12 protein-coding genes are annotated in these 12,358 nt (G+C 66.6%); all 12 read right to left on the minus strand.

Annotated elements, in window-relative coordinates; translation table 11 throughout:
- Positions 1–127 precede the first annotated feature (127 nt).
- Positions 128–1,051, minus strand: coding sequence for an RluA family pseudouridine synthase (locus CXR29_RS10240; protein ID WP_101553369.1), 924 nt, complete (start codon positions 1,049–1,051; stop codon positions 128–130).
- The gene (locus tag CXR29_RS10245) at positions 1,044–1,580 is read right to left on the minus strand and encodes a signal peptidase II (RefSeq protein ID WP_127364464.1); all 537 of its coding nucleotides are present in this window, start codon (positions 1,578–1,580) and stop codon (positions 1,044–1,046) included. The genes CXR29_RS10240 and CXR29_RS10245 overlap by 8 nt, the downstream gene beginning before the upstream one ends.
- Before the next feature lie 124 nt (positions 1,581–1,704).
- The gene (locus CXR29_RS10250) at positions 1,705–2,502 is read right to left on the minus strand and encodes a DivIVA domain-containing protein (RefSeq protein WP_127364465.1); all 798 of its coding nucleotides are present in this window, start codon (positions 2,500–2,502) and stop codon (positions 1,705–1,707) included.
- A gap of 304 nt (positions 2,503–2,806) precedes the next feature.
- Entirely contained in the window at positions 2,807–3,106 is a 300-nt protein-coding gene (locus tag CXR29_RS10255; protein ID WP_025777960.1) for a YggT family protein, read from the minus strand.
- Positions 3,107–3,201: 95 nt separating this feature from the next.
- Positions 3,202–3,723, minus strand: a complete 522-nt coding sequence (locus CXR29_RS10260; protein ID WP_101553365.1) for a cell division protein SepF — start codon at positions 3,721–3,723, stop codon at positions 3,202–3,204.
- Between the two features lie 78 nt (positions 3,724–3,801).
- Positions 3,802–4,560 (minus strand): peptidoglycan editing factor PgeF, encoded by a 759-nt coding sequence (gene pgeF / locus CXR29_RS10265; protein ID WP_127364466.1) that lies wholly within the window; start codon positions 4,558–4,560, stop codon positions 3,802–3,804.
- 1 nt (position 4,561) lies between these two features.
- On the minus strand, positions 4,562–5,749 hold the full coding sequence (ftsZ, locus tag CXR29_RS10270) for a cell division protein FtsZ (protein ID WP_101553363.1): 1,188 nt from the start codon (positions 5,747–5,749) through the stop codon (positions 4,562–4,564).
- A 235-nt stretch (positions 5,750–5,984) separates the two neighbouring features.
- Positions 5,985–6,740 (minus strand): cell division protein FtsQ/DivIB, encoded by a 756-nt coding sequence (locus CXR29_RS10275; protein ID WP_127364467.1) that lies wholly within the window; start codon positions 6,738–6,740, stop codon positions 5,985–5,987.
- A 5-nt stretch (positions 6,741–6,745) separates the two neighbouring features.
- A complete protein-coding gene (gene murC, locus CXR29_RS10280) occupies positions 6,746–8,161 on the minus strand; it encodes a UDP-N-acetylmuramate--L-alanine ligase (RefSeq protein WP_127364468.1) in 1,416 nt (471 codons plus the stop codon).
- A gap of 2 nt (positions 8,162–8,163) precedes the next feature.
- Positions 8,164–9,264 (minus strand): undecaprenyldiphospho-muramoylpentapeptide beta-N-acetylglucosaminyltransferase, encoded by a 1,101-nt coding sequence (gene murG, locus CXR29_RS10285; RefSeq protein ID WP_101553361.1) that lies wholly within the window; start codon positions 9,262–9,264, stop codon positions 8,164–8,166.
- 1 nt (position 9,265) lies between these two features.
- A complete protein-coding gene (gene ftsW, locus CXR29_RS10290) occupies positions 9,266–10,846 on the minus strand; it encodes a putative lipid II flippase FtsW (protein ID WP_127364469.1) in 1,581 nt (526 codons plus the stop codon).
- A 1-nt stretch (position 10,847) separates the two neighbouring features.
- A complete protein-coding gene (murD, locus tag CXR29_RS10295) occupies positions 10,848–12,350 on the minus strand; it encodes a UDP-N-acetylmuramoyl-L-alanine--D-glutamate ligase (protein ID WP_101553359.1) in 1,503 nt (500 codons plus the stop codon).
- Between the last annotated feature and the right edge of the window lie 8 nt (positions 12,351–12,358).

Genomic DNA, 12,358 nt, shown 5'->3' on the forward strand with positions numbered 1-12,358 from the left:
AGGGCTCCCGGGAACGGTGTTCCCCGGCACGCGGCACCCGGGCTCCTGCTCGCGCAGGTCCCGCCGGCGCGTCGCTCAGCGCTCGGTTTCCGGGCCAGTCAGGGCACGGCCGGGCCGACCGCCGGCGTCAGTTCGGACGGATGCGGTCGAGCGCGGTCTGCAGGTCCTCGGGATACCCGCTTTCGAATTCGACCCACTTCTGCGTATCGGGGTGGTGGAAGCCGAGTTTGACCGCGTGCAGCCATTGGCGTTCCAGACCGAGTTCCTTCGCCAGCACCGGATCGGCGCCGTAGGGAAGGTCGCCGACGCAGGGATGTTTGGTGGCGGAGAAGTGGACGCGGATCTGATGGGTGCGTCCGGTCTCCAGATGGACTTCGACGAGCGCGGCACGACGGTGGGCTTCGATCACCTCGTAGTGGGTGATCGCGTTCTTGCCTTCGCTGCGCACGGCGTAGAGTCCGTCGTGCTTGGGATGCCGGGCGATCGGGGCATCGATGGTGCCGAGCACGGGATCGGGCAGTCCCTGCACGACCGCGTGGTAGGTCTTGGCCACCGTGCGCTCCTTGAAGGCACGTTTGAGCACGCTGTAGGCGTATTCGCTCTTCGCCACGACCATGAGCCCCGACGTGCCGACGTCGAGGCGCTGGACTATGCCCTGACGTTCGGGTGCACCGGAGGTGGCGATGCGGAATCCCGCTGCGGCGAGACCGCCGACGACGGTGCGTCCGGTCCAGCCGAGAGCCGGGTGTGCTGCCACACCGACGGGCTTGTCGACGACGACGAACGCGTCCTCGTCGTGGACGATGCGCATTCCCGGCACGGGGTCGGGCACGACCTCGAGCGGCCTCTTCGGTTCGGGCATCATGATGTCGAGGCGCTCACCGGCGACGACGCGATCGGATTTGATGACCGGACGCCCGGACATCTCCACTCCCCCGTCGGCACAGATATCGGCGGCCGCGGTGCGGGAGAGGCCGAGCAGCTTCGACATCGCAGCATCCACGCGCTGGCCGTCGAGTCCCTCGGGGACGAGGATGGAACGTTCAGTCATGAGAGTCTTCTTTCACACGTGTGGAGTCCGATCCGTCGATGTCGATGCCCCGGAGGCTGACGATGACGAGGGTCACTGCGGCCGCGGAGATCGCGATGTCCGCGACATTGCAGATGAACAGCGACAGATCGATGAAGTCGACGACCGCGCCGTGCAGGAACGACGGTTCACGGAAGAGCCTGTCGACGAGGTTGCCGAAGAGTCCGCCCAAGAGCAGACCGAGGCCGATCGCCCAGACCCGCGACCCGAGCTTGCGAGAGATCACGAGGATGGCGATGAAGACGCCGACGGCGATGATCGGGAAGATCCACGTCACGTTCGACCCGAGGCCGAGCGCGGCACCGGGGTTGCGGTAGAAGGTGAATCCGGCCAGGGAGCCGATCACCGGAACCGGAGTCCGGTCTTCGAGCAAGGTGACGGCGAGGAACTTGGTGAACTGATCGATCACGAGCACTGATGCGGCGATTGCGAACAGCAGGACCATCATGGCGGCGCGAGGTCGTTTCACCCGTGAGGCTGGATCGTTCATTTGGTTCATTCTAGACCACTGCCGACGCTGCAGGGTCCAGGCGCCCGGCAATGAAGCGCCCGGACACGACGAAGGCCCGGGCACTCCGCAGAGTTCCCGGACCTCGGTCGATCGAGCTGTGAGATCAGAGCTTGTGGTTCGAGGAACCGCCCAGCGGGCCGTTTCCGTCGAGAGTCTCCGGAGCCAGGCTCGTGGAGTTCTCGAGTTCACGCAGCTGATCGTTGAGGTAGCTCTTGAGGCGAGTGCGGTACTGGCGCTCGAAGTTCGAGAGCTGGTCGATCGAACGCTCGAGGGCCGCCTTCTGCGATTCGAGGGCCGAGAGCGTCTCGTCGCGCTTGGTCTCGGCTTTGCCGACGATGTCGGCGGCTTCCTTCTCGGCGCCCTTGATGAGCTCGTCGCGCTTGCGCTCACCTTCGGCAACATGCTCGTCGTGGACGCGCTGAGCCAGAGCGATGAGACCATGAGCGTCTCCGTCGCCTGCTGCGGCAGCGCCGAGACCGGCCCCCGCGGCTCCACCGGCTGCCGCAGCAGGTGCAGCAGAGCTGTCCTTGGGGGCCGGGGCCGGAGCGGCATCCTTGACGACCGGGGCCGGGGCCTCTTCGACCGGTGCCGGAGCGGCAGGCTCTTCGGCCGGAGCCGGAGCCTCTTCCTTCTCTTCGACTGCAGGAACGGTTGCGGGCATCGCCTGAGTAGCGTCGATGTCCTCTGCAGGAGCTGCCGAGGCGCCGCCTGCTTCGAGTTCCTTCACACGCTGTTCGGCGGTGGAGAGCTTCTGACGCAGTTCGTCGTTCTCCTGGTAGAGACGGCGAATCTCAACGACGACCTCGTCAAGGAAATCGTCGACTTCGTCCTGGTCGTACCCGTCGCGGAACTTCACATGCTGGAACCGCTTGTTTACTACGTCTTCAGGCGTGAGCGCCATGAGGTCACCTTCAGTCGATCTACATTCATTACGCTGCCGCCCCGAAGGACGGCTTCAACGTCACATTAGCGTAACACCTGCAGTTTTGTCCCGCAGTAATGGCGTGTCACGCATTCAATGACGAAGTTTTCCGCATCAGAGGCTAACAAGCCGGGCACACGAACGGCCAATTATGGTGAGCACATTCACCATTCCCTCGGTGATCATGAAAGGAATTCACGATCGTCGGCCGAGCAGATCCGGAGGCGGATCCGGGTGCCCATCCACAGTGATTCGTCAGTCGAGATCGCCGCAGCGGAGGGCTTCAGGCGGCGGTGTGCGAGAGGTTGAAGAACACCGATGCGATGATCTGGATGCCGATGAGCAGGACGATGAACCCCAAGTCAAGCGACACCTGTCCCAGACGCAGCGGCGGAATGATCCTGCGCAGCAGCTTCAGCGGCGGATCGGTGAGTGTGTACACGATCTCGGCGAGGACGAGAAGGAATCCGGTGGGCCTCCAGTCGCGGGAGAACACCTGGACCAGGTCGAGCACGACGCGCGCCAGGAGCACGTACACATAGAGGCTCAGCGCTGTACCGAGGATGTAGAAGATGATGGCCACGTGGGTCCCCCGCGCCTTTCGTTGTTGCTTGAGAGTTCTGAGGCTTCAGCCTACCGGCTCCGGCTGAGGACGAGTTGAGAGAACCGCTGCGACGTTCAGCTCTGGTTGAAGAAGCTGGCCTGGGTGTCAGAGTCGGCTTCGTTCTCGCCGGCGACTTCGATGTTCTCGGGAGTGAGCAGGAACACCTTGTTCGTGACCCGTTCGATCGACCCGTGCAGGCCGAAGATCAGGCCTGCGGAGAAGTCGACGAGACGCTTGGAGTTGTTCTCGTCCATCTCAGAGAGATTCATGATCACAGGGGTGCCCTCGCGGAAGGCAGCGCCGATGACCATGGCGTCATTGTAGCTGCGGGGGTGGATGGTCCTGATGCGATTCATTGAAGTTCCTGGCGCCGGGGTGTCTACGGGACGGATCGGTGACGGATGGATCGGTGTCACCGGGGCCGGAGTCCGCTCTTCGACTGCCGCCCGATCGTCGACCTCGTCGGCGTCGTCGAAGGTCTCGACGACCTCGCGGTCCCGGCGGGCGGGTTCACGGCGGTCGGTGTGCTGGGTGGTCGTCTCGTCCTCTTCTTCGACGAAACCCAGGTATTCCAGCGTCTTCTTGATTGCAGACATGTCTAAAGCTCCTCGGACTTCGGCACTTGCTCACCTGTCGCCCAAACTATCGCACGCGAGCATCCGGGCCGGTGAGTCCTATGGGTGTGTCGCGGTCTTTTCTTGCTGCAGCCAGATGATCCCGGCGAACCTCCCCGTCCGCTTCTGCCGGCGATAGGAGAAGAGGTCTTCGGATTCCTTCGTGCAGGTGTGTGAGAAATGATCGATGGCCACGTCCGCCCGGCGCAGCTGTTCGGCCACCGCTCCGGCGACGTCGAGGGCCGGTGTGCCGGTCACCGACACCGAGGCGGCGGTCGGCTCGATCGCCGCGACCTCGCTCCTCAGCTCCGGTGGGACCTCGTAGCAGCGCGGGCAGACGGATGGTCCGATGACTGCATGGATGTCCCGAGCGCCCGCGTCGCGCATTGCGGCGATCGTCGTGCCGATCACTCCCGCGGCCATTCCCGGGCGTCCCGCATGGACGGCGGCGATGACGCCCGCTTCGGCGTCGGCGAGCATGACCGGGGTGCAGTCGGCGACCATGATCGCCAGCCCTACCCCGGCCACCGTCGTCAACTGGGCATCGGCGACGACCGGTTCCTGCCGCAGCTGCGTCTCGTCGCTGATGATGTGCACGTCGGTTCCGTGCATTTGGGAGACGAACGAGAGCCGCTCTCCGCTCAGGCCGATGACCTGAGCGAGAGCGGCCCTGTTGGCTGCGACGAGTTCGTCATCGTCTCCGACGTGGCGGGCGAGGTTGAACGAGGAGAAGTCCCCGCTCGAATAGCCGCCGTGCCGATCGGTGAAAGCGACGTGGGCGGTGCGTCCGCCCGGGATGACGAACCTCGAGCGCAGCATATTACTTGAGGAAATCCGGGATATCGAGGTCGGAGTCGACGTTCGAGCTGCTCCGTTCGCCCGGCAGGGAGGCAGGAATCTGGTGTTCCTCGCTGCGGCGTGGTGCGGCGGCCGGCTCATCGGCCTCCGGAGCCTCGGTCTCGGGTTCGGCGACGACGGGCGACTCGGTCTCGGTCTCCGCTGGTGCGGCCGCTGGGATCGGAGTCGGAATCTGGTCGGATCCGGCGGTCTCCGCGTTCGGCGAGGTGTTGTCGAACCCGGCGGCGATGACGGTCACGCGGCATTCGTCGCCGATGTTGTCGTCGATGACAGCGCCGAAGATGATATTCGCTTCGGGGTGCGCGGCCTCCTGGACCAGGCGTGCGGCTTCGTTGACCTCGAAGAGACCGAGGTCGCCGCCGCCGGTGATGCAGAAGAGCACTCCGTGTGCTCCGTCGATGCTGGCTTCCAGCAGCGGGGAGGCGATGGCTGATTCGGCCGCCTGCACGGCGCGGTCGTCGCCGGTTGCCGCACCGATGCCCATGAGCGCGGTTCCGGCGTCCTGCATGACCGACTTGACGTCGGCGAAGTCGAGGTTGATCAGACCCGGGACCGAGATGAGGTCGGTGATGCCCTGCACACCGGAGCGCAGGACCTCATCGGCCGACCGGAAGGCTTCGACGACGGAGACGCTGCGATCGGAGATCGAGAGCAGTCGGTCGTTGGGGATGACGATGAGGGTGTCGACCTCTTCGCGCAGGGCCGCGATTCCGGCCTCTGCCTGCGCGGAACGACGGCGTCCCTCGAAGGTGAACGGTCGGGTGACGACGCCGATCGTCAGTGCCCCGAGCGAGCGGGCCACGCGGGCCACGACGGGGGCGGCACCGGTTCCCGTGCCGCCGCCTTCGCCGGCGGTGACGAAGACCATGTCTGCACCCTCGAGAGCATCGCGGATGGCGTCCTCGGAGGATTCGGCTGCCTTCTTGCCGATCTCCGGATCCGCGCCGGCGCCGAGTCCGCGGGTCTGGTCGCGGCCGATCTCGAGCTTGACATCGGCGTCGGACAGGACGAGAGCCTGGGCGTCGGTGTTGATTGCGATGAACTCCACGCCGCGCAGGCCGACGTCGATCATCCTCTGTACAGCGTTGACACCGCCGCCGCCGGTTCCGGCAACTTTGATGTCCGCTCCGGATTGTGGGAATTCAGCCAAGTCGGTTCCTCGTCTCAAGCGCTTGCGCTCCGCAGGGTCTGCGTGCGCATTCGGTCTGTGTTCTCTGCCCTGAGGCTATTGGGCGGGGCAATATCACTGCAACCATTCTCGCCGGAGTGTCGGGGTTCGGCCAAACTTCACACCCGGTGTGTCGGGGCCAAACGGAGGCAATCGCAGCGGCTGCCCCGTGCGGGGCTCGACGGCGCCGCGGGCCGGCACTCGGTCGCACCGCGGCTCAGTCGGTCACGGGCACCGAGGGCACTGAGACGTCGATCTCCGTGCGGCCTTCGGCAGCGAGCTGGGCGGCGGTGCGCACCTTGAGGCTGGAGTCGGACGAATCGCCGAAGACGACCGTGGCTGTCTGCTTGCCGGTGTCGAGTCGACCCTTGAGGCTCATGGCATCCTCGGCCTCGATCGTCACCAGCTGACGGCGCAGCTCCGGTCGCAGATCGCCCATGAAGCGGATCACCGCGGCGACGGTCTCTCTGTCCGGCTGGTGTGCGCCTCCGTTGAGCACGGTGAGCTTCTTGGGGGCTGTGTCGACCGTGCCGAGATCAACGGCCTCGGAGTCGTAGAGACGAAAGCCGGAATCGTCTTCGATCGCGATGACGGGGGTGCGGTCCGTGATGTCGATCTTCAGCGCGCGTGGGCCGGCATAGTGGACGGAGGCCGCTTCGGCCTTCGGGAACTCCCCCAGCACCGAGTCCTCGACCGCACCCGGGCGCACCTGCGGCAGAGGCCTGTCGCCCTGACGCTCGAGCACGAACTCGCTCACCGTGTCGGTGTCGATCAGTTCGCTGCCGCTCACCTGCACCTTCTTAAGTGTCAGCAGGGGTGAGAACCAGGCGACGGCGACGAGGGCGATCAGCGCGGACACGATGCCGATGGCGATGAGGCGTCGACGCCAGGTCTTGAGGCGGCGGGCCCGGATGACTCCGGTGAGGTCGGCTGTGGAGTTGTCACCGGACCGGGCCGGGGGAAGCGGCACCATGGGCCTCAGCCCTCCAGCGCGCTCAGCAGCTCGGGCCCGAGGATCGTCACGTCGCCGGCTCCGACTGTGAGCACCAGATCACCGGGCTGCACACGTGCCGCCACGAACGGGACCGCCTCGGCGAAGGACTCCAAGAAGGTCACGTTCCCGTGCGGGACCCGATCGGCGATGAGCGCGCCTGTGACTCCGGGCACGGGATCTTCGCGGGCGGGGAAGACGTCGAGGACGACGACCTCATCGGCCAGTCCGAGGGCCTGTCCGAACTCCTCCCGGAATTCCATCGTCCGCGAATACAGGTGCGGCTGGAAGATCGCCCACACCCGTCCGCCGTCGGTGACGACTCCGCGGGCGGCGCTGAGCACCGCGCGGACCTCGGTCGGGTGGTGGGCGTAGTCGTCGATGACGCGCACTCCGGCCGCGATGCCGCGTTCTTCGAAGCGCCGGCGGGTTCCCCCGTAGCCGGCGAGCCCGGCGGCCGCGCGTTCGACATCGGCGCCGAGGCTGAGGGCCACGGCGATCGCTGCGGTGGCGTTGAGCGCGTTGTGCATCCCCGGCTGCCGCAGTTCGACCTGCAGCTCGTCGTCGCGGCCGGGCAGGTCGAGGACGAAGGTCGAGGCGATCCCGGAGTCGAGGTCGCGCAGCACGAGATCGGCATCGACGGAGGTGCCGTAGAGGATGACGTCGGCGCCTTGGCTGCGGGAGTGCAGGGCGACATCCCGGGAACCCGGGTCGTCGGCGCAGGCGATGATCGTCCCGCCCCGTGTCTGGATGCCGTCGCAGAACTCGATGAAGGCTTCGCGCACCTTCTCCGGAGTCCCGTAGTGGTCGAGGTGGTCGGCTTCGACGTTCGTGAGGATGCCGATGGCCGGTTCGTAGAGGAGGAACGACCCGTCGGATTCGTCGGCCTCGGCCACGAAGACGTCTCCGGTGCCCAGGTGGGCGTTCGTGCCCGTCGTCGACAGCACTCCCCCGATGACGAAGGACGGGTCGACTCCGCACGCCTGCAGAGCCACGGTGGTCATCGAGGTGGTTGTGGTCTTTCCATGGGTGCCCGCCACGGCCACCGCTCGCCGGTCGACCATGAGCGAGGCGAGAGCCCCGGAGCGGTGGAGGATCCGCAGCCCGCGTCGCTGTGCTTCGACGAGTTCGGGATTGTCCTTGCGGATGGCCGAGGAGATGACGAGGGTGTCGGCCTCACCGAGGTTGTCGGCCGAGTGCCCGATCGTGACCGTGGCCCCCAGGGTCCGGAGCACATCGACGACGTTGGATTCCTTCGCGTCGGAGCCGGAGACGTCAACTCCGTTCATGACCATGATCCGGGCGATTCCGGACATTCCCGAACCGCCGATGCCGATGAAGTGGACGGCTCCGAGTTCGCCGACGGGAACGATGTTCGCAGGACTCGTGTTCGCAGAGGTCATAGTCAGCCTTCCAGCGCGCGGTTGACGATGGCGGCCATGCGGGCCGCGGCATCGGTGGGGTAGTTGAGGTTCAGCGCCGCTCGGCTCATCTGCGCGAGTCGCGATTCGTCTGCGAGCAGCGGCAGGATGGTCTCGACGACCGTCGACGGTGAGAAGTCGGCATTGTCGACCATGAGGGAGGCACCGGCGCTCACGCTGCCGGAGGCGTTGAGGCGCTGTTCGCCGTTGCCGATGGCCAGCGGCACGTAGAGAGCGGGGACACCGGCGACCGTGGCTTCGGAGACCGTGGCCGCGCCGGAGCGGGCGACGAGCAGATCGGCCACCGCATAGGCCCGATGCATTCCGTCGACATAGTCGACGGCGTGGTAGTCGCTCAGTTCGGCTGCGACCTCGCGCAGAGCCTCGCCCTTTCCGGCTCCCGTGATGTGGAGGACCTGGATGCCGGCCTCCTGGCAGGCGGTCGCGGTGGCGAGGAAGGCCTCGTTGATCTTCTGGGCCCCGGAGGAGCCGCCGGTCACGACGAGGACAGGACGGTCATCGCGCAGCCCGAGTTCGGCACGGAATCCTGCCCGCTGTCCTGCGTCGCTGCGGTCGAGATCGGTGATCTCGGCGGGCATGGGCATGCCGACGAGAGTCGAACCCGGCAGCTTCGTGTCGGGGAACGTGATGCCGACGCGACCGGTGGTCGTCAGTCGGGCGCCGAGGCGGTTGGCCATTCCCGGTTTCGCATTGGCTTCGTGGACGATCAGCGGGATCTTCGCCTGCTTGGCGGCGAGGAACGCCGGTGGGCACACGTAGCCCCCGACGCCGACGACGGCGTCGATGCCGCGAGTGGAGATGATCTGCTTGACGGCGGAGATGTTGTCGCGGAAGCGAAACGGGAATCTCAGCAGGGCGGGACTGATCGACCGAGGCATGGGCACCTTGTCGATCGTGAGCAGCTCGAATCCGGCGCGGGGAACGATCTCGGCTTCGAGCCCGTCGGGGGTGCCCAGCGCCACGACATCCCAATCGGGGTGCTGCCGGGCCAGCTCACGGCCGATCGCCAGCATCGGCGAGATATGGCCGGTGGTGCCTCCACCGGCGAGGAGGATGTTCGTCATCTCATTTCCTTTTCTTGCGGACGAGCACGGCGAGTGAGGATCGCAGGCGATCCCTGTTGGCGGCGATGGCCGCCTCGGCGCCCGGCTCGGTGCGAGCGAACGACAGCACCACACCGACGGCCAGCAGCGAGGCGATGATCGAGGAGCCGCCGTAGGACACGAACGGCAGCGGCAGACCGATGACCGGCAGCATTCCGGTGACGACGCCGATATTGATTCCGGCCTGTCCGATGATGAGGGCGAAGAAGCCGGCGGTGGCGACCTGGACCATGACGCTGTTCGAGCGCATCACCACGCGGACCATCCCGAATCCGAGGACGGCGAAGATGAGGATGACGACGAGGGTGCCGACGAGGCCGAGTTCCTCTCCGATGATGGCGAAGATGAAGTCGTTGTGGGCTTCGGGCAGCCAGGACCATTTCTCACGGCTGGCGCCGAGTCCGACTCCCAGCCATCCGCCCGAGGCCAGGGAGAACAGTCCGTGGTTGGACTGCCACGCCTGTCCCATGGTGTCCGCTGCGGACTGATCGGCATGTCCGGTGAGCAGCGCCTCGATGCGGTTGAGGCGGTTCTGGGAGCTGAGGACGAAGAAGGTGACGGCCGCGGCGAGCACACTGCCCAGGAGCAGGAAGTACTTCATCGGGAATCCGCCGACCCACAGGCAGACGATCGCCATGGCCATGATGACCAGCCCGGTGCCGAGGTCGTTGCCGGCGACGACGAGTCCGGCGGCGGCGAGGACTCCGGGAACGACGGGGATCATGGCGTGGCCGAAGGTGGTCATCTTCCCGGTCTTCTGGGCCAGGATGAAGCCGAGCCACAGGGCGAGGGCGACCTTGAGGAACTCCGAGGGCTGGATCTGGAATCCGCTGAAGCCGATCCAGTTCGCATTGCCCTTCGTCTCCTTGCCGAGGCCCGGGGCGAAGACGGCTGCCTGCATGGCGAGGCCGCCGATGATCGCGGCCCAGGCCGTCCGCTTCCAGAACTGCAGCGACATCCGGCTCGCGATGGCCATGAGGACGAGGCCGACTCCGGCGAATATCGCCTGCTTGTTGAAATAGGCGAACGATGAGCCTGCTCCCCCGTCGTAGGAGGTGATCGATGAGGCGGAGAGCACCATGACCAGGCCCAGTCCCGTGAGCAGCACGACGGAGACGAGAATGAGGAAGTAGGTCGTCAGCGGATGGGCGGAGAGGCCGGAGACGTCACCGCGCACATGATCCCATGCGTTCCGGATCGCCGAGGCGGTCTTCGCGGAGCTCTTCCCGCCGACAGCCTGCGCCGGCTTCTTCCCGCCGGCCTTCGCAGGTCCCTTCCCGCCGGGGGCCTGTGCCGGCTTCTTCGTGCCGGCCTTCGCCGTCTTCTTCACACCGGAGGCTTCCCTCGCAGCGGTCTTCGAGGCAGGTTTCGCGGCGGCGGACTTCCCCGCGCGGGCTTTCGCAGCGGACGTCGCGTCCGGGGACTTCGTCGCGGTCGACGCTGCGGACCGCTTCGATGTCGGCGGAGCCGTGGCGGCAACAGTCGTCTTCGCAAGCTTGCGGCGGCGACGTTCATCCGCCTTCGCGGTGGCCTGCCGTCCCATCTCAGCGCTCCAGGTGCGTGTTGACGGCCTCGGTGAACAGTTCGCCGCGCGTGTTGTAGTTGAGGAACTGGTCCATGCTCGCGGCCGCCGGGGCCAACAGAACGGTGTCGCCGGCTTCGGCCAAGCGTGCGGCGGCGTCGACGGCGGCAGCGGCGACGGCCTCGCCGCGGCGCTTCGGGACTCCCGAGTCCACTGCCAGGGCGGGTTCGATCCGGACGACGTCGAGGTCGGGGATGGTCGCGGCGATGGCCTCGCGATAGGCCGAATCATCTGAGCCGATGAGCACGAGTGCCTTGAGCCGTTCGCGGTGGTCGGCGAAGAGAGACGTGAAGTCCGCACCTTTGGGCAGTCCCCCGGCGATCCAGATGATCGAGTCGAAGGCTGCCAGTGAGGCATTCGCGGCGTGAGTGTTCGTCGCCTTCGAATCGTCGACCCAGCGGATGCCGTCCGCTTCGGCGACGGTGACCATGCGGTGAGCTCCGAGCGAATGGTTCTGCAGTCCCGCGGCGATCGCCTGACCGGGCACGTCGATGGCGCGGGCCAGGCAGGCGGCGGCCAGGGCGTTGGCGATCTGGTGCGGGGCAGGCTGCGACCCCGCGACTCCGGTGGCGGCCGCCACATCGTCGAGGGAGGCGAGTTCGGCGGCCGAGGAGTACCGCTGCGGGATGAAGGCCCGGTCGACCAGCAGATCGTCGACGACCCCGAGTTCGCCGGGGCGCGGCACGCCGGTGGTGAAGCCGATGGCCTTGGCCCCTTCGATGACGTCGGCGTCCTCGACCATGTGCAGGGTCGCCTCGTCGGCACAGCTGTAGACGCAGGCGAGCTTCGCATTGTGGAAGATCTTCGCTTTGTCCCGGGCATAGGCGTCGGCGCTGCCGTGCCAGTCGAGGTGGTCGGGGGCGATGTTGAGCACGGCCGCGGCGTCGGCGCTCATCGACTCCTGCCAGTGCAGCTGGAAGCTCGAGAGTTCGATCGCGAGGACCTCGAGTCCGGGTTCGAGCACGGCTTCGAGCAGCGGAGTGCCGATGTTGCCGCAGGCCTTGGCCTTGAGCCCGGCGGCCAGCAGCATCGATTCGAGCATCGTCGTGGTCGTCGTCTTGCCGTTGGTGCCGGTGATGGCCAGCCATTTGGCATCGTTCGTCCCGCGGATCCGCCAGGCGAGTTCGACCTCGCCGATGACGGGGATGCCGGCCTCGGCTGCGGCTGCCAGCACGGGCTGGTCGGGACGCCACCCGGGTGAGGTGACGACGAGGTCGAGATCACCCTCGGGCAGAGTCTCGACATGGTCGGGTCCCCGTCGGATGTCGACGTCGAAGACCTCGAGGATCTGCGCCTTCTCGCTGACATCGGCCGTGTCATCGCCGTCGATGACGATGACGTCGGCGCCGCGTTCGCCGAGGTGGACGGCGGCGGGGAATCCCGTCACGCCGAGACCGGTGACGAGGATGCGCAGTCCGGCCAGGGATGAGCTCGGACCGCTCAGCGCGGCCGGGATCGCCTTCATGGTGGGTT

The sequence above is a fragment of the Brevibacterium linens genome (assembly GCF_003999335.1).
In the GTDB taxonomy this organism is placed as follows: Bacteria; Actinomycetota; Actinomycetes; order Actinomycetales; family Brevibacteriaceae; genus Brevibacterium; species Brevibacterium linens.

Coding starts and splice junctions, on each gene's coding strand:
- CXR29_RS10250 (WP_127364465.1), bottom strand. CDS start 2,502: ATGGCGCTCACGCCTGAAGACGTAGTAAACAAGCGGTTCCAGCATGTG.
- murG (WP_101553361.1), bottom strand. CDS start 9,264: ATGACGAACATCCTCCTCGCCGGTGGAGGCACCACCGGCCATATCTCG.
- ftsW (WP_127364469.1), bottom strand. CDS start 10,846: ATGGGACGGCAGGCCACCGCGAAGGCGGATGAACGTCGCCGCCGCAAG.
- pgeF (WP_127364466.1), bottom strand. CDS start 4,560: ATGCTGCGCTCGAGGTTCGTCATCCCGGGCGGACGCACCGCCCACGTC.
- murC (WP_127364468.1), bottom strand. CDS start 8,161: ATGACCTCTGCGAACACGAGTCCTGCGAACATCGTTCCCGTCGGCGAA.
- murD (WP_101553359.1), bottom strand. CDS start 12,350: ATGAAGGCGATCCCGGCCGCGCTGAGCGGTCCGAGCTCATCCCTGGCC.
- CXR29_RS10260 (WP_101553365.1), bottom strand. CDS start 3,723: ATGTCTGCAATCAAGAAGACGCTGGAATACCTGGGTTTCGTCGAAGAA.
- CXR29_RS10245 (WP_127364464.1), bottom strand. CDS start 1,580: ATGAACGATCCAGCCTCACGGGTGAAACGACCTCGCGCCGCCATGATG.
- CXR29_RS10240 (WP_101553369.1), bottom strand. CDS start 1,051: ATGACTGAACGTTCCATCCTCGTCCCCGAGGGACTCGACGGCCAGCGC.
- CXR29_RS10275 (WP_127364467.1), bottom strand. CDS start 6,740: ATGGTGCCGCTTCCCCCGGCCCGGTCCGGTGACAACTCCACAGCCGAC.